Genomic DNA, 20286 nt, shown 5'->3' with positions numbered 1-20286 from the left:
CGCAACGACGCGGCTGCACGGTCGCGCACGGGGTGCGCTCCTGCGGAGGTGCCGCGCGGACGTGGGGGAAGGCATGCTCATGCCTCCACCCGCCAGATCGCATAGGGCATCCCCTGCCCCAGCCATACGTGCTGGCGTCCGCCGCGCCAGGTCTGCGTGGCGTCGTGCAGCAGGTCCTCGACGGTGATCGGCGTGTGCTCGCCCACGCCCCAATCGGCCAGCGGCAGATGCAGATCGGTCGCCTGCGCGTGGTGCGGGTCGAGGTTGATCGCCACGAGCACGCGGTCGCGTCCGCGCGCGGTCTTCTCGAAGAACAGCACCTGCTCGTTGTCGGCATGCAGGAAGCGCACGCCCAGGTGGCTCTGCAGCGCGGGCTGCTCGCGGCGGATCATGTTGAGCCGGGTGATCTCGGCAATGATGTTGCCGGGCGCTTCCCAGTCGCGTGGCTTGATCTCGTACTTCTCCGAATCGAAGTATTCCTCCTTGCCCGGGACCGGTATCGACTCGCACAGCTCGAAACCCGAGTACATGCCCCACAGGCCCGACAGCGTGGTCGCCAGCGCCGCGCGGATCAGGAACCCGCTGCGGCCGGAATGCTGCAGGAAGTGGGGATTGATGTCCGGCGTGTTGACGAAGAAGTTGGGGCGGAAGAAATCGCGCGGCGGGCCCTGCGTCAGCTCGGTCAGGTACTCGGTAAATTCCTGCCTGGTGTGGCGCCAGGTGAAATAGGTGTAGGACTGGCTGAAGCCGAGCTTGGCCAGCCGGTACATCGGCTTGGGCCGGGTGAACGCTTCGGACAGGAACAGCGCGTCCGGATACTGGCTGCGCACACGGCCGATCATCCACTCCCAGAACGGGAACGGCTTGGTGTGCGGGTTGTCCACGCGGAAGATGCGCACACCCTCGCCCGCCCAGTACAGCACCACGTCGCACAGCGCCTGCCACAGGGAGGGGACCGCGTCTTCCTGGTAGAAGTCGACGTTGACGATGTCCTGGTATTTCTTCGGCGGGTTCTCCGCGTAGCGCAGGCTGCCATCCGGGCGCCAGTCGAACCACTCCGGGTGTTCGGTGAGCCAGGGATGGTCGGGCGAGCACTGGATGGCGAAGTCCAGCGCCAATTCCAGCCCGTGTTCCGCCGCCGCATCACGCAGCGCTCGGAAATCCTCGATCGTGCCCAGCTCCGGATGGATGTCCGCATGGCCGCCCTCGGCCGAGCCGATCGCGTAGGGGCTGCCCGGATCGTGCTCGCCCGGCGTCAGGGTGTTGTTGCGGCCCTTGCGGAAGGCGCGGCCGATCGGATGGATGGGCGGGAAATACAGCACGTCGAAGCCCATCGCCTGGATCGCGGGCAAGCGCCCGATGACGTCGCGGAAGGTGCCGTGGCGCGCGGGGTCGTCGGTGATGGAGCGCGGGAACAGTTCGTACCAGCTGGCGAAGTGCGCGGCGCGGCGATCGATTTCCAGCCGCAGCGGCGGATGCTCCGCAGCGAACGCGCGCAGATCGCCATCGGTCATCGCCTGCGCGGTGTCCTGTGCGGTCATCAGCCGGTAGCGCGTCTCGTCGTCTTCGGCCTTGGCCAGGGCGGCTGCCAGGGCGCGCAGGGGTTTGCGTTTCGCCGGCATGGTGCCGGCCGCGGTCTGTTCGACCAGGTGCTGGCCTTCGCGCATTTCCAGCGCGATCGGCACGCCGGCGTCGTGCTTGGCGACGATCTCGTGGCGATAACTCGCGTATGCGTCGCGCCACGCCAGCACGGTGTACTCGTGGCGACCCATGCGGGTGGGCACGAAGCGGCCGCGGTAACGGTCGTTGCCCAATGGCTCCATGCGTTGCTCGTGCCACTGCTTCTCGTCCAGCGCGCGCCAGCGCAGCGCCACGGCGAGCTTGTCGTGGCCGTCCATGAAGACGTCCGCCTCGACCTCGACGACGTCGCCGACCACGCGCTTGACCGCGAAGCGGCCGTCGTCCACGCAGGGGGTGATGGCTTCGATGGCGATGCGCGGCGCCTGCGTGGCCGCAGCGAGGGCCTGCTTGTACGCGGTGGCGCTACCGCGGATGGCGACCGGCTGCGTGCGCGTGCCCTCCAGGACGCGCGCCTCGCCAGGGCCGAGCAGGACCGGTCCGGCCATGGGCGCGCCATCGGGAGCCGTCCAGTCGGCATAGTCACTGGCCGCGCCGCCGGCGATGGCGCCCAGGTCCACCGGGGTGCCGTCATCCAGCCGCGCGTTGAAGAGCGACAGCCACGCGCGTTCGCCCTGGCGTCGCAGCACGCCGACCCAGGCATCGTCGATGTGGATCACCGCCGGCTCGCGCGCCTGCGGGCCGAGGTCGCGCAGCCAGTCGTTGACGGCGCGGATCTCGCCCGTCACGTCCAGCGCCTGTTGCTCGTCGCGGGCGAAGCCGGCCGGCATCAGCCAGCCGGTGGCGCAGGCCGCGGCAAACCAGGCGGCGCGGCGGCGATGGTGATCGGCATGGTCGCGCTCGCCGAAGCCCAGGTCGGCATCGGGATCGCCAAAAGGCGCCGCGGCGCAGGCCAGCGGCGGCGCCACCTCGGCCACGCGGCGCAACTCGCGACCGAGCCAGCCGGCGCGGAAATCCCACCACTCGGCCGAGCAGAAGGCGTAGTCGAAGGCGACGTCGGTGAGGCCGGAAAGCTCGGCAGGCGCCAGGCCCTGTGTCCACCCCAGAAACCGTGCCTGCGGTGTCTTGCCGCGCAGGCCATCGACCAAGTGGGCCCACCATGCGGCAGGCGCCGCGTCGAGCGACAGCAGCCGCAGTCCTGCCGCTCCGGCATGCAGTGCCTCGCGCAGACGCTCGCACCACCAGGCCAACGCCTCCGGCGCCACCGCATCGTCGTGGAAGCGCCAGCGCACGCCGGCCTCCGCCGCGGGGCGACGCGGATCGGGCAGCACGGACGGGTCGGGCAGCGCGTGGAACCAATCCGGATGCTCGGCGCGCAGCGTCGCATCGGCCGGCATCGGTCGCGCAACGTCCACGTCGAGCAGCAAACCCAGCCCGTGATCGCGGCAGATGCGGGCGAAGGCGCCGATCGCGCTGGCGCCTTCGTCGAGCAAGGTCACGGGTGCGAGCACATGGTTGAAGCCGAGCTCGGCGGCATGCGTCAGCCAGCGCGTACGCGCGCCGCTGTCGGCGGCGAACCCGGCGGGAAGACTGAAGATGCAAGGCGGCGCGGCCGCTTGTGCCGACATGGTGGCTCCCGGGTTCGAGGATGGAGCTGCCGCGGCGGCTGCCGGGCGGCGCTTGCGCTGGCCGCGGGCGCCGGAGCGGGCGGGTACGTCGGCTGTCCCCTGGCGCCGGGCCATCAGTCGCCGCGTCGGCGGCTGGCGCCGCGCGGCCTGTCCGCATGGCTGGCCTGCGGCCGGTTGGTGTACTGGCGCACCGCCTGGGTGTTGGTGCCGACCACGGCGATCGCCTCGCGCAGGTCGTGTTCGGAAATACGCAGTTGCTTGGACCAGTACCGCATCGCGAACGGATCTCTGTCGTTGATCGTGCTCAGGGTCCGGTCCGACTGGCTCATGATTCACCCGTGGCCGCGCGGTGCTGCGGCAGCGCTTGCATCTTGGTGGTCGCGCATTGAAGGCGCCGTCACGGAAAGATGAGGCACTCGTAAAGCGTTCCGTGAAACCGCGCTGGGGCGCGCCCTGCGCGGTCGCAAGGCTAAGGTCGCAGCGCGCGCTCGCGCGCAGGTGCGCTCCTGTAGAAAGCCTCGTGGCGGCATACTTGCCGGCATGCACCCTGCCCCGCTCGCCGGTTTCATCGCTACCCACCCGCGCCTGTTCGTGCTGACCGGCGCCGGCTGCAGCACGGACTCGGGCATTCCCGATTACCGCGACAGCGACGGCGCCTGGAAGCGCACGCCGCCGGTGACCTACCAGGCCTTCATGGGCGAGGAATGCACACGCAGGCGCTACTGGGCGCGCAGCCTGGTCGGCTGGCGCCACTTCGGCCGCGCCCAGCCCAATGGCACCCACCACGCATTGCAGCGGCTGGAAGCGCAGGGGCGGCTGGAACTGCTGGTCACGCAGAATGTGGACGGCCTGCACCAGCGTGCCGGCCAGCGCCAGGTGGTCGACCTGCACGGACGGCTGGACGAGGTGCGTTGCATGGGCTGCGCGTGGCGGCAGTCACGCGCGGCCTTCCAGCAGGAACTCGACCGCCTCAATCCGGGCTGGGCGGAACTCGACGCCAGCGAAGCGCCGGACGGTGATGCCGACCTGGAAGCGGCGCACTTCAACGATTTCGTGATACCGCCGTGCCCGGCCTGCGGCGGCGTGCTCAAGCCGGACGTGGTGTTCTTCGGCGAGAACGTACCGCGCGAGCGGGTCATGCAGGCGATGCAGGCGCTGGAAGTCGCCGACGCGGTGCTGGTGGTCGGCTCCTCGCTGATGGTGTTCTCCGGCTACCGCTTCGTGCATGCGGCGGCGCGCGCCGGCAAGCCGGTGGCGGCGGTGAATCTTGGAAGGACGCGCGCTGATCCGTTGCTGAGCCTGAAAGTGGAGCAGCCGTGCGCGGAGGCGCTGGCGTTCCTGCTGGATTGAGCCAGGCAGGCTTGCAGCGTCGCGTCCGGGTTTATCGCCGCGAGCGGAAGAACTCGCGCAGCATCCCGCCCGACTCGGCCGCCAGCAAGCCGCCCTGCACCAGCACGCGATGGTTGTGCCGGTCGGAAACCAGCGTGTCGAACACGCTGCCGGCGGCGCCGGTCTTGGGATCGGTCGCCGCATACACCACGCGACCGATCCGCGCATGCACCAGCGCCATGGCGCACATCGCACACGGCTCCAGCGTGACGTAAAGCGTGGCGCCGACGATGCGATGGTTGGCCAGTTTCTCGCCCGCCGCGCGTAAGGCCATGATCTCGGCATGCGCGGTCGGATCGTGAAGGGTGATGTTGCGGTTCCAGCCCAGTCCGACGATCTGGCCTTCGTGCACCAGCACGGCGCCCACCGGCACCTCGTTCTCCGCATCGCGCGCGTGCGCTGCCAGCTGCAGCGCGCGGCGCATGTATTGGGCGTCCTCGTCGGTGAAGGACACGGCGGGCAGTTCGCTGTTCATCCGGACCGAAGGCGCTGCCGCCTTACTCCCACTCGATGGTGGCAGGCGGCTTGCCGCTGATGTCGTAGACCACGCGCGAGACGCCGCGCAGCTCGTTGATGATGCGGTTGGAGACCTTGCCCAGGAACTCGTACGGCAGGTGCGCCCAGTGCGCCGTCATGAAGTCGATGGTCTCGACCGCGCGCAGCGCGATCACCCATTCGTAGGCGCGTGCGTCGCCGACCACGCCCACCGACCTGACCGGCAGGAACACGGCGAAGGCCTGGCTCGTCCTGTCGTAGAGGTCCGCCTTGCGCAGCTCTTCGATGAAGATCGCATCGGCACGGGCAAGCAGTTCGGCGTACTCGCGCTTCACTTCGCCCAGGATGCGCACGCCCAGGCCGGGCCCCGGGAACGGGTGGCGGTAGACCATCTCGCGCGGCAGGCCGAGCGCCACGCCGATGCGGCGCACCTCGTCCTTGAAGAGCTCGCGCAGCGGCTCGACGAGCCCGAGCTTCATGTCCTCGGGCAGGCCGCCGACGTTGTGGTGGCTCTTGATGACGTGTGCCTTGCCGGTCTTGCTGCCGGCCGACTCGATCACGTCCGGGTAGATGGTGCCCTGTGCCAGCCACTTGACCTGGCCATGGCCGGCCTCGGTGACCTTGGCCGATTCCTCGTCGAAGATCTCCACGAACAGGCGGCCGATGATCTTGCGCTTGGCCTCGGGATCGGCCACGCCTTCGAGCGCCTTGAAGTAGCGGTCGGCGGCATCGACGCGGATCATCTTGACGCCCATGTGCTGCGCCATCGTGGCCATCACCTGGTCGCCTTCCTGGAAGCGCAGCAGGCCGGTGTCGACGAACACGCAGGTGAGCTGGTCGCCGATCGCCTTGTGCAGCAGCGCGGCGACCACCGACGAATCCACGCCTCCGGAGAGGCCCAGCAGCACGTGGTCGCGACCGACCTTCGCGCGCACGCGCTCGATCTGGTCGTCGATGATGTTGTCGGCGGTCCACAGCGTGGCGCAGCCGCAGATGTCGACCACGAAGCGCTTCAGCAGCGCGCTGCCCTGCTTCGTATGCGTGACTTCCGGGTGGAACTGGACGCCGTACCAGCGCTTGTCCTCGTTCTCCATTACCGCGACCGGAATGCGGTCGGTGGTGCCGGTAATGGCGAAGCCCGGCGGGGCCTTGCTGACGTGGTCGCCGTGGCTCATCCACACGTCGAGCTTGTGCGCGCCGGCATGGTCGGTCAGGCCTTCGAACAGGCGGCTGCCGCCGGCGATGTCCACCTGGGCGTGGCCGAACTCGCGCTGATCGGCCGCCTCGGTGGCGCCGCCGAGCTGCGCGGCCAGGGTCTGCATGCCGTAGCAGATGCCCAGGATCGGCAGGCCCGAATCGAACACTTCCTGCGGCGCCGCGGGCGCGCCCGGCAGCGTCGTGGATTCGGGTCCGCCGGACAGAATGATGCCCTTGGCGCCGAAGCCGGCGATCTGCGAGGGATCGTGGTCCCACGCCCAGATCTCGCAATAGACGCCGAGCTCGCGCACGCGGCGCGCGATCAGCTGGGTGTACTGCGCGCCGAAGTCGAGGATGAGGATCTTGTCGGAGTGGATGTTCTGCATCGGACCGGACTCTTTGGGCTGTCGCCAGAAACGGGCCGGAGCCATTCCCGGGAACGCGGGAATCCACTACCGACCCGGAGTGGATTCCACCGTTGCGGAAATGGCGCCATGAAAAATCCGGGGCCCGATGCCGGGCCCCGTGTCATGTCACGAATTCAGCCGGTAATTCGGCGCTTCCTTGGTGATCTGGATGTCGTGCGGGTGCGCCTCGGTCACGCCGGCGGACGTCACCTTCACGAACTGCGCGTTGTGGCGCACGTCCTCGACCGTGGCGGCGCCCAGATACCCCATCGAAGCACGCAGGCCGCCGATCAGCTGGTGGATGATGTTGCGCAGCGGGCCGCGGTACGGCACGCGGCCTTCGATGCCTTCGGGCACCAGCTTGTCCGCGTCCGCTTCGTCCTGGAAGTAGCGGTCCTTGGAGCCCAGCGCCATCGCGCCCAGCGAGCCCATGCCGCGGTAGCTCTTGTAGGAGCGGCCCTGGAACAGCTCGACCTCGCCCGGCGATTCCTCGGTGCCGGCGAACATCGAGCCCAGCATCACGGTGGACGCGCCGGCGGCCAGCGCCTTGGGGATGTCGCCCGAATAGCGGATGCCGCCGTCCGCGATCAGCGGGATCTCGTCCTTGAGCGCGGTGGCGACCAGGTCGATCGCGGTGATCTGCGGCACACCGACGCCGGCGACCACACGGGTGGTGCAGATCGAGCCCGGGCCCACGCCCACCTTGACCGCGTCCACGCCGGCGTCGAGCAGCGCGCGAGCCGCCTCTCCGGTGACGATGTTGCCCGCAATCACCTGCACCTGCGGATAGCGCTTCTTGACCCAGCCGGCACGCTCGATCACCCCCTGCGAATGGCCGTGCGCGGTGTCGACCACCAGCACGTCCACGCCGGCGTCGACCAGCGCCTCGATGCGCTGCTCGGTGTCGCCCCCCACGCCGACCGCGGCGCCAACCACCAGGCGCTCGTGCGCGTCCTTGGCGGCATGCGGATTGTCGCGCGCCTTCTGGATGTCCTTGACGGTGATCAGCCCACGCAGCTGGAAGTCGTCGTTGACCACCAGCACCTTCTCGATGCGGAACTTGTGCAGCAGCTGCAGCACTTCGTCCTGGCTGGCGCCCTCGCGCACGGTGACCAGCTTGTCCTGGCGGGTCATGATGTTGCGCACCGGGTCTTCCAGCTTGCGCTCGAAACGCAGGTCGCGACTGGTGACGATGCCGATGAGCTTCTCGCCGTCGACCACCGGCACGCCGGAGATGTTGTGCGCGCGGGTCAGCTGCAGCACTTCGCGGATGGAAGTGTTGGGGCCGACGCTGATCGGGCTGCGAATCACGCCTGCCTCGAACTTCTTCACCAGGCGCACTTCGGCGGCCTGCTGCGCGGCAGTCATGTTCTTGTGGATGATGCCGATGCCGCCCTGCTGGGCCATGGTGATCGCCAGGCGCGCCTCGGTCACGGTGTCCATGGCGGCGGACACGATGGGGATGTTCAGGCGCAGGTTGCGGGTCAACCGGGTGGAGGTGTCGACGTCGCGTGGCAGGACGGCCGAATGGGCCGGAACGAGGAACACGTCGTCGTAGGTCAGAGCCTCGGCGAGGATGCGCATGCGGGTGGGTCTCGCTGCAAAGATGGGATTATACGCGCGTGGGTGTGGTGCTCGCCAGATGCGCCAATCCCGGAAGCCGGCAGGAACCCGCTCCTGGCTCCCGCATGCGCTATGCGCGGGCTTCGGCAGCTTCGAGGGTGTTCTCGATCAGCGTCGCGACGGTCATGGGCCCCACGCCGCCGGGCACCGGCGTGATCCAGCTTGCACGCTCGGCCGCGGGAGCGAACTCGACGTCACCTACGAGGCGGCCGTCATCGAGCCGGTTGATGCCCACATCGATGACGACTGCACCCGGCTTGATCCACTCGCCCCTGACCAGGCCCGGCCGGCCCACCGCGACGATCACGATGTCGGCCTGGCGCACGAACGATTCGAGGTCGCGGGTGAAGCGGTGGCAGCAGGTGGTGGTGCAGCCGGCGATCAGCAGCTCCAGCGCGAGCGGTCGTCCGACGTGGTTGGACACGCCCACGACAACCGCGTGCTGGCCGCGTACCGGGCGGTCGGTGTGCCCGAGCAGCGTCATCACGCCCTTGGGCGTGCACGGCCGCAGGCCGAAACGGCGCAATGCCAGGCGACCCACGTTCACCGCCTGGAAACCATCAACGTCTTTCAGAGCATCGATGCGATCGACCAGCGCGTCCTCGTCGATGTGCGGCGGCAGCGGCGATTGCACCAGGATGCCGTGCACGGCCGGGTCGGCGTTGAGCTTGTCGATCAGCGCGAACAACTCCGCCTGCGTGGTGTGGGCCGGCAGGTCGTAATCGAAGGAACGGAACCCGACCTGGTGGCAGGCTTTGCGCTTGTTGCGCACGTAGACGGACGACGCCGCATCCTCGCCTACCAGCACGACTGCCAGGCCCGGTTCGGGCAGGCCCTGCGCCCTGCGATCGGTCACGCGCCGCCCTACCCGCTCGAGCAGTTCCTGCGCGATGCGTTTGCCGTCGAGGATGCGTGCGGTCATGGGGCTGCCTGCTCTGCAAAGGCATCTATTATCCCGTCGCCACCGACCGTGCACAAACACGACGGGCATCGTAGGGCGGGTATCAGCCGATCTGCGTTGACCGAACCAGGCGCGGTGGCTGTAACAACCAAAGACAAAAAGGGAAGCACCGTGGCTCTGCCCGCCGACATGGAACTTGCCCAAGGTCCACTGCTTTTGCGTTGGCGACCGGCCGACGCACCCGCGCTGCACATGGCGGTCCAGGAGTCGCTGGAAACCGTCGGCCACTGGCTGCCCTGGTGCCACGCCAGCTACGGCCTCGATGAAGCACAGGCGTGGATACGCCATTGCCGCGAGGGCTGGGCAAAAGACGAGCACTTCGCGTTCGGCGTGTTCGAACGGGTCAGCGGAACCTTGCTGGGCAGCGTCGGGCTGAACCAGCGCAATCGCATGCATCGCAGCGCGGCGCTGGGCTATTGGATACGGCAGTCGCGCCAGGGCGCGGGGATCGCGCGCCGGGCAGCGAAGCTCGCGGCGGGATTCGGCTTCGAGAAGCTGGGCCTGGTGCGCATCGAAATCGTCGCCCTGGTCGACAACCAGGCGAGCCGGCGGACCGCCGAGCAGGCCGGGGCACGGTTCGAGTGCATCGCGCGGCATCGGCTGTGGATGCGCGACGAGGCCTGCGACGCGGCGGTGTACGCGCTGGTGCCTGGGGATCTAGTCGACAGCCACGCGGTGGGCTGATTCGATCCTGCAAGGGACACGAAGCCCCGCTTCAAGGGGCTGGAAGGGATGGGTGTCGCGCGGGGAAACCAGGGGGCGAGCATCCGTCTCCCGGTCCTCCCCTTGAAGATGATGGGCCAGGGCGAAGCCGTTTGCTGGTACGGACGGGAACCGAAGCGGCTACTTCTTGCGCTTCTTCATCTCGCGGATCATCCGCTGGCGCTTGCGCTGCTGGCCTTCGGTGAGGACGTTCTTGCGCCCGGCGAACGGGTTGTCGCCATCGCGGAAGTCGATCCGGATCGGCGTGCCTTCCAGCCTGTAGCGCTTGCGGAAGAAGTTCTCGAGGTAGCGGCGGTAGGCCGGCGCGATGTGCTTGGTGCGGCTGCCGTGGATGACGATGGTCGGCGGATTGGAGCCGCCCGGATGCGCGAACCGGAGCTTGGGCGCGTGGCCGCGGACCAGCGGCGGCTGGTAGGCCTCATAGGCCTTTTCCAGCGTGCGGGTGAGGTCGGAGGAGCCCAGTTCATGGGTGGCCGAGGTGTGCGCGCGTACGACCGCACGCATCAGCTCGCGCAGGCCCGAACCGTGCAAGGCCGAGATGAAGACCGTCTTGGCCCAGTCGACGAAAACCAGCTTGCGCTCGAGCGTGCGCTGGCACTGCTCGCGCTGGTAAGCGTCCATGCCGTCCCACTTGTTGACGGCGATCACCAGTGCGCGGCCCTCTTCGACCGCGTGGCCGATCAGGGTGAGGTCCTGGTCGGCCAGGTTCTCGCGGGCGTCGATCATCAGCACGACGACCTGGCTCGCGGCCATCGACTGCAGCGTCTTGATGACGCTGAACTTCTCCACGGCTTCTTCCACGCGCGCCCTGCGGCGCACGCCAGCGGTGTCGATCAGCGTGTAGCGCTTGCCGTCACGCTCCAGCGGCACGCGGATGGGATCGCGCGTGGTGCCGGCGACGTCGGACACGATCAGCCGGTTCTCGCCCAGCAGACGGTTGATCAGGGTGGACTTGCCGGCATTCGGACGGCCGACGATGGCGACGCGGATGCTGTCGTCCTCGACGTGCGACCCGGATTCGTCCTCGTCCGGGGGCAGCAGCGGCAAGGCGGCCGCAATCAGCTCCTCGGTGCCACGGTTGTGTGCGGCCGACAGCGGCAACATCGCGGCAATGCCGAAACGGGCGAATTCGCCAAGGGCGTCCTGTTCTTCCAGGCCGTCGGTCTTGTTCACCGCCAGCAGGATCGGCTTGCCGCTGCGGCGCAGCTCGCCCAGGATGCCCTGGTCCTGCGGCAGCAGGCCGTCGCGGGCATCGACCACGAACACCAGTACCTGCGCCTCGTCGATCGCCAGGCGCACCTGCTGCGCGGTGAGTGCGTCGAGGCCTTCCTCGACGCCGGACAGGCCGCCGGTGTCGACCACCACGAACGGGCGCGGTCCCAGGTGGCACACGCCGTAGTGGCGATCGCGGGTGACACCCGGCATGTCGGCCACCAGGGCGTCGCGGCTGCGCGTCATTGCATTGAAGAGGGTCGATTTACCGACGTTGGGACGACCGACCAGGGCGACGACAGGCAGCATGATTCAGCATCTTCCTTGCGGGCGATCAGCGCGCGCCGCCGAGACGGTAGGCGCCGATGCGGCCCTCCACGTCTTCGACGTACACGACATCACCGACCACAAGCGGTTGGGCGCGGATGGCGTGCTTGGACAGCCGCTCGCGCGCTGCCAGTGCACCGTCGCCGGTCTGCAGCCAGTGCACGTAGCCTTCGATGTCGCCGACCACCACATAGTCGCCCTGCACCGCCGGCCCGGTCAGCCAGCGGTACTTGAGCTTGTCGTTCTTCCACATCTCGGCGCCGGAGCTCTTGTCGAACGCCCACGCCTGCGAGTCTTCGTCCACCGCGTAGAGCGCGTTGCCCTTGGTCGCCAGCGAGGTGTAGGTGGAGAACGGATGCGCCCAGATCGGCCGGCCGCTGGGGCCGTCGATGGACACGAGGTTGCCGTGGTACGCGCCGCCGTAAAGCGTGCGACCATCAAGCAGGATCGAGCCGTCGGCATCGTCCAGGCGCTCGATCTCGGTGCGGCCTTCGCCGCTGGCAAGGTTCTGTTCCCACAGCTTCTCGCCGTTGTCCAGCCGCAACGCGACCAGCTTGCCGCCGTCGCTGCCGAAGAACACGACGCCGTTTGCCACCAGCAGCGGACCGTTGCCGCGCAGGCTGAGCAGCGGCACCTCACTCTGGTCGTAGACCCAGCGACGCTCCCCCGTGGCGGTATCGAGCCCATAGACGCGACCGTCGCCGGTGCGCACCACCACTAGGTCGCCCACGATCACCGGGGAGGCCAGCACCTCGGACTTGAGCGCGGCTTCCCAGCGCGGGCTGCCGTCCTTCGCATTGACGCCGTAGAGGTGGCCATCGAGCGTCCCGACGGCGAGCAGGTCGCCGCTGACCGCCGGGCCGCCGGCGTAGAAAGCGTCCTTGCGCTTCTTGTCGCCCCAGCCGAACCAGCCATGGGTGCGCGAGCTCTTCGACCAGATCGTCTTGCCGGTATTGGCATCGAGCGCGACCAGCTTGCCGTCGGCGCTGTCGGCATAGAGCACGCCGTCCACCACCGTCGGACGCAGGCGCACGCCGGTGTCCTTGGCGCCGTCGCCGATGGTCTCGCGCCACAGGCGGGTGACCTGCACCGTGGGCTTGAAGTCCTTGGACAGCGGCGTCGGCGGCTGGACGTTTTCCTTCTTGGCGTTATGGCAACCGGCCAATGCGACCAGGCCGACCAGCGCCACCATTACCGCCCGCTTCATGCCAATCACCTTCATGCGCCCTGCTTCCCGGCCACGGCCAGATCGTCGAGTTTGAGTTGCAAGGCTGCGCGCTGCGGCGCGTCTTCAGCCATGGCGGCCAGCGCCGCCTGGTAGGCCTTGCGCGCTTCGTCCGCGCGACCAAGCTTGACCAGCGCATCGCCCCGTAGTTCCTGGCGCAGCGCCTCATAACCCTTCGCGGTGACCGCATCGAGGGTGGCCAGCGCGTCCTTGGCCTTGTCGGCTGCCATCTGAACCTTGGCCGTGCGCAGTTCCACCAGCGGCTTGAGCGCGTTGTCGCCGACGTGGCTGCGCGCCCACTGGAGGGAGGCAAGCGCCTTGTCCAGCTGCCTGGCCTCGACCAGCCGTTGCGCCTGGTCGCTCGCCGCGAACACGGCATAAGTGGACTTGGCGAAGTCCTTCTCCAGGCGATCGACCAGCTTGTCGGCTTCGCCGGTATTGCCGGAGGCCAGCGCGGTCTGCAGCTGCTGGTAGAGGTTGGAGGCCTCCATCTCGCGCGTGGCCTGGTGGTTGCGCCACTGCTGCCAGCCGAAGATCGCGACCAAACCGATGACGATGCCGATGACGATGGACAGGCCGTTCTGGCGCAGCCATTGCTGTACGCGTTCGCCTTGTTCGTAATCGTCGTATGCGTCGAATGCCATGCATTTGTCCGTCAAAAGCGCGCGCCGCGACGGCATGGGCCGACCCGGCGCTGGGAAAAAGGAGGTTGGAATGCCATGACCGCGGGTGCACCGCGGTCAATGGACAAGCATAACCGAAGCGCCGCGGGGACGGGCAAAATCCACGGGGCCCATATGGAAACGCACCCGGCTCGACCGGCATGGCGGTCGCGCGGGTGCGCTCCTGCAACCGATGGCCGGATCAGGCGCCGCTGGGCGCTGGCTTGCCGTCCTGGACGCGGAAGTGCGCCACGTTGGCGCGGCGGTAGGCGTCCAGCGGCAACGGCTGGCCGTCGATGCTGACCTGCGCGCCGCCGGCGTTGCCGATGCGCACGTCCAGCGGTTGCGCGCTGCTCCAGGTCTTGCTGGCGCCGGCGGGCAGCAGGCCGTATTCCAGGCGGGAACCGTCGGCGGCGACCACTTCGACCCAACTGGCTTCATCCAGCGCGAGGCTCACGCTGTGCCCGCCAGGAACGGCGGCCACGGGGGCCGGCACGGCGGGCGCGGGCTTAGGCTTGGCGACGGCCAGGCTGCCGCTGTCCAGACCCGGGAACGGTGCCATCGAGGCGAGCAACGGTTGCTCCTCGGCCGGTGCAGCGGCATCCGCCTTGCGGGCGGGTGCCGCCACCGTGGTCTGGGCATTGCTGGCGACGTGCGCCGGGACGTCCTGTTGGGCGACCGGCGTGGCGTCGAGCGGCGCCAGGTGGCTGAGATCGCGGTCGAGCGTGCCGCGCACACCGAGCCACACCATCGGCACCACGATCACCGCGGTCAGCACTACGTACGTCGCGGCGGTGGCATAGCGCTCGAGCAGGTAGCGCGAGTGCGACATGCCACCGGTGGCGACCAGCGTGGGCTCGGCGCGCTTGAGGCTCGCGAGCTCCGCCTGGATGGCGTCCTCGTCCACGCCCAGGTGGCGCGCGTACTTGGTGATGTAGCTGGCCATGTAGACGGCGTAGTCGATGCCCTCGCGCTGGTTGCTCTCCAGCTGGCGCAGCACGCGCGCCGGAAGCTTGAGGGCATGTGCGCAGGCGTCGATGTCCAGGCCACGCGCTTCGCGCGCGGCACGCAAACGGCTGCCGAAATTGGGGGACTGATCGTTCGACGGGCCATCCGTGATCGCCGCGACGGCGAACAGATCAATCGCACGATGGCCGGGATTGGACTGCTGGAAGGTCATGGGCTAGCGGTTGCGTCGAGGGCGCGGGCCTGATCCGAATCCGGGAACTGGCTCTGCAGTCGCCTGCGGTAGTTTTGGGCAGCGTCCGTGTTACCCAGGCGGGTTTCGATGTCGTGGCCGAGCTTGAGGGCGTCGGCGCTAGGCTGTCCCAGCGCGTCGAAGCGCTGGATGAACGCACGGGCGCGGAATGCGTCGTTGTTCAGGTACAAGGCTTTGGCCAGGTGCAACAGGGCATCGCCGTTCTGCGGGTTGGCATCCAGCGCCTTGCGCAGGGTGCCTTCGGCACCGGCCACATCGTTCATGCCCAGCTGGCAGATGCCCTTGTTGGTCAGCGCGATGTCCGGGGTCTGGTAGAACGGGTCCTTCAACGCGGTATCGAAGTACCTGAGCGCCTCGGCGCCCTTGCCGACTCGGCAGAGGAAGGTGCCGAGGTTGTTGTTCGGCATGCCCTTGTCCGGCTCCAGCTGGACCGCGCGGCGGTAGTGCTGCTCGGCCTGCTCCGGGCGATTGATGCGCTCGTCGAGCACGGCGATGACGGTGTGCGCCGGCGCGTAGTCCTCGTCGAACTGCAGCGCCTTGTTGAGCTTGTCCAGCGCCGTCTTCAGGTCGCCGTTGGCCATGTACTGCTGGCCGAGCTCGGTATGGACGCGCGCGGCATCCTGTGCTTCCTGGCTCTGGCTCGAATGCGGCACCCTGCCAAGGCTGCCTTCCTCGGTGGTCGTGGTGACGCACCCCGCGAGCACCAGCGCCAGCGCTGCCCCCATCCAGCGTTCAAGACGCATGCACGACTCCTTGTCCCTGATCCAGGCGTCTGCGGAACTCGGCCTGCCGGCGCGTGCGGTCCAGCACCTGGCCCTTCAACTGGCCACAGGCGGCATCGATGTCGTCGCCGCGCGTGCGGCGCAGCATGGTGAGGACGTTCGCGTTGAGCAGCAGGGTCTGGAACGCGCGGATGGTGTCGGCGTCAGAGCGCTCGAAGCGCGTGCCCGGGAAGGGGTTGAACGGGATCAGGTTCACTTTCGCGCTGCCGGTGGGCAGCTTGCGCATCAGCTTGATCAGCTGCTTCGCATGCTCGGGCTGGTCGTTCACGCCCTTCATCAGGGTGTATTCGAAGGTGATCGAAGTGCGCGGCCGGCGCTCGATCCAGCGCAGGCAGGCGCCCAGCAGTTCGGCGATCGGGTAGCGCTTGTTGAGCGGGACCAGTTCCGTGCGCAGCTCATCGTTGGCCGCGTGCAGCGAGACCGCCAGCGAGACATCGATCGTTTCGGACAGCTTGTCGATCATCGGCACCAGGCCGGCGGTCGAGAGCGTTACGCGCTTGGACGCCAGGCCGAAGCCCAAATCATCGCGCATCAGGCTCATCGCGGTGACCACGTTGTCGAAGTTCAGCAGCGGCTCGCCCATGCCCATCATCACCACGTTGGTGATGCGGCGGTTCTGGTGCGTGACGTTGCCCAGGTGCTTGGCCGCCACCCACATCTGCCCGATCACTTCGGACGCGGCGAGGTTGCGGTTGAAGCCCTGCGTGGCTGTCGAGCAGAACTGGCAGTTCAAGCCGCAGCCGACCTGCGAGGACACGCACAGCGTGCCGCGGGTCGGTTCGGGAATGTAGACCGCCTCGATGGCGTTGCCGCCATCCATGCCGAGCAGCCACTTGTGCGTGCCGTCGGCGGCGGCCTTGTCGAACAGTGTCTTCGGGGGACCGACGTAGCACGTGGCCTCGAGCTTGGCGCGCAGCGCCTTGCCCACGTCGGTCATCCTGCCGAAGTCATCTTCCAGGCGATGGTAGATCCACTTCATCACCTGCTCGGCGCGATAAGGCTTCTCGCCCAGCTGCGCGAAGAAATCACGCAGGCCCTGGCGATCGAAATCGAGCAGGTTGACCTTGTCGCTTGTAGCTTTCGGGTCGATGGAAGGAGTGGCTACAACCTGGTTCACAACTTATCTCACCGCGGGGAGACTTCCGTCTCCGCAAAGAAGTAGGCAATTTCGACCTTGGCGGTCTCGGCGGCATCGGAGCCGTGCACCGCGTTGGCGTCGATCGAATCGGCGAAGTCGGCGCGGATCGTGCCCGGCGCAGCGTCCTTCGGGTTGGTGGCGCCCATCAGATCGCGATGCTTCAGCACGGCGTTCTCGCCCTGCAGCACCTGGATCATCACCGGACCGGAAATCATGAACTCGACCAGCGCATTGAAGAACGGGCGCTCCTTGTGCACCGCGTAGAAGCCCTCGGCCTCCTTGCGGGACAGCTGCTTCATCTTCGCGGCGACGACTTTCAGGCCGGCCTGCTCGAAACGGGAGTAGATCTGGCCGATCACGTTCTTGGCGACGGCGTCGGGCTTGATGATGGAAAGGGTGCGCTCCAGCGCCATGGTCTGCTCCGGGAATACTGGTATCTGAGTGGGCTATCGGCTGTCTTGCCGATCAATGTAGGGCTAAATCCGACACGAAATGCGGATTTAGCTCACGAAAGTTTGACAGATTCTAGCCTGATCGCAAGCGGACACGGCGTGAACCAAACGGCCGTTTGACGGGCCCGAAGCGCCCCGCGTATGCTCAAACGATCGTTTGATTCCTGTCCTGCGAGCGAGCCCAAGCGTGAACAGTTCCGCCTCGACCAAGGAACGCATCCTCTGTGCCGCCGAGGTGCTGTTCGCCCAGCGCGGCTTCGATGGCGCGTCGTTGCGCCAGTTGACGGCCGCCGCCGGCGTCAACCTGGCCGCAGTGAACTACCACTTCGGGTCCAAGGACAAGCTGGTCGAGGAGGTGTTCCGCCGCCGTCTCGACACGCTGAACGCGCACCGACTGGCCGCGCTGGCGAAGGTGGCGGACGAACCGGATACCACGCTCGAGGACGTGCTCGACGCGTTCATCCGCCCGGCCCTGGCGCTCTCGGGCGACGGCAGCGGTTCGCTGTTCATGCGCGTGCTGGCGCGCGCCTTCGCCGAGCACGACGACCATCTGCGCCAGTTCATGTCCGAGAACTACGGCCACGTCATGCGCCAGTTCACCGCCGAGTTCGCCCGCCTGCTGCCCGGGCTGAGCCGCGAGGAGCTGTACTGGCGCATCGATCTGGTGACCGGCGCGCTGACCCATGCCATGTCCGGCTTCGGCATGATCCAGCGCAAGGGCGGCGTCAGTGAGGCCGCCCACCGCGAGCAGACGATCGCGCACCTGATCCGCTTCGCCAGCGCCGGCCTTAGCCATCCCTGATCCCTTTACGAACTCACCGGCCAGCCACGGCTGGCTGCCTAGCCTCTTTCCGTTTCGCTGTCCGCATCCCCCTGGAGAAGCCAATGCCCGCAACACTACGCATCCGCAAGGCCGCCGTGCTGGGCGCCGGCGTCATGGGCGCGCAGATCGCCGCGCACCTGACCAACGCCGGTGTCGAAACCGTGCTGTTCGACCTTCCCGCCAAGGAAGGTCCCAAGAGCGGCATCGCGCTCAAGGCGATCGCCAACCTCGCCAAGCTCTCGCCGGCCCCGCTGGCGGACAAGAATCTCGCCGCCGCGATCATCCCTGCCAACTACGACGAGGATCTCGATCACCTCAGGGAAGTGGACCTGGTCATCGAGGCGATCGCCGAGCGGATGGACTGGAAGCTCGATCTCTACAGGAAGATCGCCTCGCACCTGTCGAAGACCGCGGTCATCGCCTCCAATACCTCCGGCCTGTCGATCAATACGCTCGCCGAAGCGTTGCCCGAGGAAATGCGCCACCGCTTCTGCGGCGTGCACTTCTTCAACCCGCCGCGCTACATGCACCTGGTCGAGCTGATCCCGACCCGCCTCACCGACGCCAGCGTGATCGAAGGCCTGGAAGCCTTCCTCGCCACCACGGTCGGCAAGGGCGTGGTGATCGCCAAGGACACCCCGAACTTCATCGGCAACCGCATCGGCGTGTTCTCGATGCTGGCGACCATGCACCACACGGAGCAGTTCAAGCTCGGCTTCGATACGGTCGACGCGCTGACCGGGCCCGCGATCGGCCGCCCCAAGAGCGCTACCTACCGCACCGCGGACGTGGTCGGCCTGGACACCATGGCGCACGTCATCAAGACCATGGGCGACACGCTCGCGGATGATCCGTGGCACAAGTACTTCAAGACGCCGGCCGTGCTGCAGGGCCTGATCGACGCCGGCGCGCTCGGCCAGAAGAGCGGCGCCGGCTTCTACAAGAAGGTGGGCAAGGACATCCTGGTCCTCGACCCGGCCAAGCGCGACTACGTGCCTTCCGAACAGAAGGCGTCCGATGAAGTCGCCACCATCCTCGCGATCAAGGACCCGGCCGAGAAGTTCGCGAAGCTGCGCGCGTCCACCGATCCACAGGCACAGTTCCTGTGGGCGATCTTCCGCGACCTGTTCCACTACACCGCCTACCACCTGGCCGACGTTGCCGACACCGCGCGCGACGTCGACTTCGCGATCCGCTGGGGCTACGGCTGGAAGCTCGGTCCCTTCGAGACCTGGCAGGCGGCCGGCTGGCAGCAGGTCGCGAGCTGGATCGCCGAGGACATCAAGGCAGGCAAGGCCATGAGTGACGCGCCGCTGCCCGCCTGGGTCACCGACGGACGTACCGGCGTGCACGGCAAGGCCGGCTCGTACTCGGCCGCGTCGAACACCGACAAGCCGCGCTCGACCCACGACGTCTACGCGCGCCAGCTGTTCCCCGACGCGATCCTGGGCGAGAAGTTCGACCCGGGCACCACCGTGTGGGAGAACGACGGCGTGCGCCTGTGGACGCTGGGCGACGACGGCGTCGGCATCCTCTCGTTCAAGACCAAGATGAACACGGTCAACGATCATGTGCTCGATGGCATCCAGCATGCGATCGGCGTGGCCGAGGAAAAGCTCAAGGCGGTAGTGATCTGGCAGACCGGCGAGCCGTTCTCCGCCGGCGCGGATCTGAAGGGTGCGCTCGGCCTGCTGAAGGACGGCAAGTTCGACGCCTTCGAGTCGATGGTGGAGAACTTCCAGCGCACCAGCATGCGCATCAAGCACTCGCTGGTTCCTGTCGTAGCTGCGGTGCGCGGACTGTGCCTGGGCGGCGGCTGCGAATTCCAGATGCACTCGGCGCGCACCGTGGCGGCGCTGGAAAGCTACATCGGCCTCGTCGAAGCCGGCGTGGGTCTGCTGCCTGCGGGCGGCGGCCTGAAGGAGCTGGCCGTGCGTGCGGCGAACGCCAACCCGGCCGATCCGTTCGAATCGCTCAAGAAGGTATTCGAGACAGTGGCGATGGCCAAGGTTTCCGCCAGTGCGTTCGAAGCGAAGCAGCTGGGCCTGCTGCGCGAATCCGACGTCGTGGTGTTCAACGCCTACGAGTTGCTCTATGTGGCCAAGAAGGTCGCCTCGGCGCTCGCCGAAAGCGGCTGGCGCCCGCCCCTGCCCGCCCGTGCGATCCCGGTCGCCGGCGACACCGGCACCGCGACCTTCAAGGCATCGCTGGTCAACCTCCAGGCCGGCTACTTCGCCTCCGAGCACGACGTGGCTATTGCCAGCCGCATCGCGGACACGCTGTGCGGCGGTGGCATCGAGCGCGGCTCGCTCGTCGACGAAGCCTGGTTGCTCAAGCTCGAGCGCAAGCACTTCGTCGAGCTGGCCAGGACCGAGAAGACCCAGGCCCGCATCGCCCACACCATGACCACTGGCAAGCCACTGCGCAACTGATCGCGCCGACAAG

Annotated in this window: 17 protein-coding genes; 4 read left to right on the top strand and 13 right to left on the bottom strand. The window is 67.7% G+C overall.

The features are described from left to right. Positions 1-77 precede the first annotated feature (77 nt). Together ACFWZ4_RS00605 and ACFWZ4_RS00600 are read right to left on the bottom strand one after the other, a co-directional pair. On the bottom strand, positions 78-3206 hold the full coding sequence (locus ACFWZ4_RS00605) for a maltotransferase domain-containing protein (RefSeq protein ID WP_439702836.1): 3129 nt from the start codon (positions 3204-3206) through the stop codon (positions 78-80). 113 nt (positions 3207-3319) lie between these two features. Then, positions 3320-3535 (bottom strand): DUF3606 domain-containing protein, encoded by a 216-nt coding sequence (locus ACFWZ4_RS00600; protein WP_439702834.1) that lies wholly within the window; start codon positions 3533-3535, stop codon positions 3320-3322. Positions 3536-3746: 211 nt separating this feature from the next. On the opposite strand from ACFWZ4_RS00600, the gene ACFWZ4_RS00595 reads away from it, so the two are divergent. Next, positions 3747-4556 carry an NAD-dependent protein deacetylase gene (locus ACFWZ4_RS00595; protein ID WP_439702832.1) on the top strand — a complete coding sequence of 270 codons (810 nt, stop codon included), beginning with the start codon at positions 3747-3749 and terminating at the stop codon, positions 4554-4556. Between the two features lie 31 nt (positions 4557-4587). On the opposite strand, the gene tadA is transcribed toward ACFWZ4_RS00595, so the two are convergent. From tadA to folD, 4 genes are all read right to left on the bottom strand, one after another. Further along, a complete protein-coding gene (gene tadA / locus ACFWZ4_RS00590) occupies positions 4588-5070 on the bottom strand; it encodes a tRNA adenosine(34) deaminase TadA (RefSeq protein WP_439702831.1) in 483 nt (160 codons plus the stop codon). A 22-nt stretch (positions 5071-5092) separates the two neighbouring features. Further along, on the bottom strand, positions 5093-6673 hold the full coding sequence (guaA, locus tag ACFWZ4_RS00585) for a glutamine-hydrolyzing GMP synthase (protein WP_439702830.1): 1581 nt from the start codon (positions 6671-6673) through the stop codon (positions 5093-5095). Between the two features lie 147 nt (positions 6674-6820). After that, positions 6821-8278 (bottom strand): IMP dehydrogenase, encoded by a 1458-nt coding sequence (gene guaB / locus ACFWZ4_RS00580; RefSeq protein WP_439702829.1) that lies wholly within the window; start codon positions 8276-8278, stop codon positions 6821-6823. Positions 8279-8387: 109 nt separating this feature from the next. Then, positions 8388-9239, bottom strand: a complete 852-nt coding sequence (gene folD, locus ACFWZ4_RS00575) for a bifunctional methylenetetrahydrofolate dehydrogenase/methenyltetrahydrofolate cyclohydrolase FolD (RefSeq protein WP_439702828.1) — start codon at positions 9237-9239, stop codon at positions 8388-8390. 150 nt (positions 9240-9389) lie between these two features. On the opposite strand from folD, the gene ACFWZ4_RS00570 reads away from it, so the two are divergent. Then, positions 9390-9962, top strand: coding sequence for a GNAT family N-acetyltransferase (locus ACFWZ4_RS00570; protein ID WP_439702827.1), 573 nt, complete (start codon positions 9390-9392; stop codon positions 9960-9962). Between the two features lie 159 nt (positions 9963-10121). Here the strand turns inward: ACFWZ4_RS00570 and der are convergent, their stop codons facing one another. From der to ndk, 7 genes are all read right to left on the bottom strand, one after another. Next, the gene (gene der / locus ACFWZ4_RS00565; protein WP_439702826.1) at positions 10122-11522 is read right to left on the bottom strand and encodes a ribosome biogenesis GTPase Der; all 1401 of its coding nucleotides are present in this window, start codon (positions 11520-11522) and stop codon (positions 10122-10124) included. A 25-nt stretch (positions 11523-11547) separates the two neighbouring features. Then, a complete protein-coding gene (gene bamB / locus ACFWZ4_RS00560; RefSeq protein WP_439702825.1) occupies positions 11548-12762 on the bottom strand; it encodes an outer membrane protein assembly factor BamB in 1215 nt (404 codons plus the stop codon). Beyond that, positions 12759-13409, bottom strand: a complete 651-nt coding sequence (locus ACFWZ4_RS00555; protein ID WP_439702824.1) for a YfgM family protein — start codon at positions 13407-13409, stop codon at positions 12759-12761. The genes bamB and ACFWZ4_RS00555 overlap by 4 nt, the downstream gene beginning before the upstream one ends. Positions 13410-13629: 220 nt before the next feature. Next, positions 13630-14607, bottom strand: coding sequence for a helix-turn-helix domain-containing protein (locus tag ACFWZ4_RS00550; protein WP_439702823.1), 978 nt, complete (start codon positions 14605-14607; stop codon positions 13630-13632). Continuing rightward, positions 14604-15389, bottom strand: coding sequence for a type IV pilus biogenesis/stability protein PilW (gene pilW / locus ACFWZ4_RS00545; RefSeq protein ID WP_439702822.1), 786 nt, complete (start codon positions 15387-15389; stop codon positions 14604-14606). The genes ACFWZ4_RS00550 and pilW overlap by 4 nt, the downstream gene beginning before the upstream one ends. Next, positions 15379-16545 (bottom strand): 23S rRNA (adenine(2503)-C(2))-methyltransferase RlmN, encoded by a 1167-nt coding sequence (gene rlmN, locus ACFWZ4_RS00540; protein WP_439702821.1) that lies wholly within the window; start codon positions 16543-16545, stop codon positions 15379-15381. The genes pilW and rlmN overlap by 11 nt, the downstream gene beginning before the upstream one ends. An 8-nt stretch (positions 16546-16553) precedes the next feature. Beyond that, positions 16554-16979 carry a nucleoside-diphosphate kinase gene (ndk, locus tag ACFWZ4_RS00535; protein WP_439702820.1) on the bottom strand — a complete coding sequence of 142 codons (426 nt, stop codon included), beginning with the start codon at positions 16977-16979 and terminating at the stop codon, positions 16554-16556. Between the two features lie 226 nt (positions 16980-17205). Here ndk and ACFWZ4_RS00530 point away from each other — a divergent pair, with 226 nt between their 5' ends. Both ACFWZ4_RS00530 and ACFWZ4_RS00525 read left to right on the top strand, forming a co-directional pair. Further along, on the top strand, positions 17206-17820 hold the full coding sequence (locus tag ACFWZ4_RS00530) for a TetR/AcrR family transcriptional regulator (RefSeq protein WP_439702819.1): 615 nt from the start codon (positions 17206-17208) through the stop codon (positions 17818-17820). 83 nt (positions 17821-17903) lie between these two features. After that, positions 17904-20273, top strand: coding sequence for a 3-hydroxyacyl-CoA dehydrogenase/enoyl-CoA hydratase family protein (locus tag ACFWZ4_RS00525; RefSeq protein ID WP_439702818.1), 2370 nt, complete (start codon positions 17904-17906; stop codon positions 20271-20273). Positions 20274-20286 lie beyond the last annotated feature (13 nt).

The organism is Frateuria sp. GZRe12 (genome assembly GCF_051900535.1).
Taxonomy (GTDB): domain Bacteria; phylum Pseudomonadota; class Gammaproteobacteria; order Xanthomonadales; family Rhodanobacteraceae; genus Frateuria_A.
This window is presented reverse-complemented; position numbering and strand designations above follow the sequence as displayed.